The sequence below is a fragment of the Bacillus sp. 05T31 genome, assembly GCF_056396725.1.
Genome location: NZ_JBFTMA010001121.1, coordinates 1 through 863 on the forward strand (window position 1 = coordinate 1; position 863 = coordinate 863).

1 protein-coding gene is annotated in these 863 nt (G+C 41.5%); it reads right to left on the minus strand.

The genetic code is table 11. The features are described 5' to 3' along the window. Nucleotides 1–31: 31 nt before the first annotated feature. On the minus strand, nt 32–863 hold an 832-nt coding region (gene thrC / locus AC1DJR_RS31775; protein WP_477004446.1), incomplete at its 5' end, for a threonine synthase.

Consider the following 863-nt stretch of genomic DNA (forward strand, 5'->3'; position numbering starts at 1 on the left):
GTACTAGCAGGGACACGTACTCTCAATGGTATCACGACATAATCACCCCTTTAATATGATCTTTAATTTGCTCTATATCATTTGACACACTTGCAATRTCWAATTTATTAGAAGARATWGCGATATCAGGATCTTTCAAACCRTTTCCAGTTAAWACYGCAACAACYGTTTCKCCYTTTTTGATTTTTCCAGATTGMACATGTTTAATGACGCCCGCTAATGAAGCATTTGATCCTGGCTCTGCAAAAACTCCTTCAGTTTTCGCTAACAATCTATACGCATGTAATATTTCTTCATCTGACACCATATCTATTTCACCATGAGACTGCTCGGCAGCCTCTACTGCATACGACCAACTCGCTGGGTTACCAATACGAATCGCTGTTGCAATCGTTTCAGGTGCCTCAATGACATGTCCTTTTACAATTGCCGCCGCTCCTTCCGCTTCAAATCCGTGAATTCTGGGCTTCTTATAGCCTTTTTCTTTCTCGTATTCACAGAACCCTTTCCAATATGCTGTAATATTCCCAGCATTTCCAACAGGGATAGCTAGAACATCTGGTGCATTTTCCAACTGGTCACAAATTTCAAAYGCCGCTGTTTTTTGCCCTTCAATTCGATAAGGATTCACTGAGTTTACTAATGTAATCGGCTCTTCTGCAGCAATATTTCTTACAGCCTTAAGTGCATCATCGAAATTCCCTTCTATTGAAATGATCTCCGCTCCATAAGCAACTGCTTGCGCTAATTTCCCATGCGCAATCTTTCCTTCTGGTATTACGATAATACATTTCATTCCGAGGCGTGCCGCGTATGCGGCAGCTGATGCTGATGTATTACCTGTAGATGCACAAATGATAGCC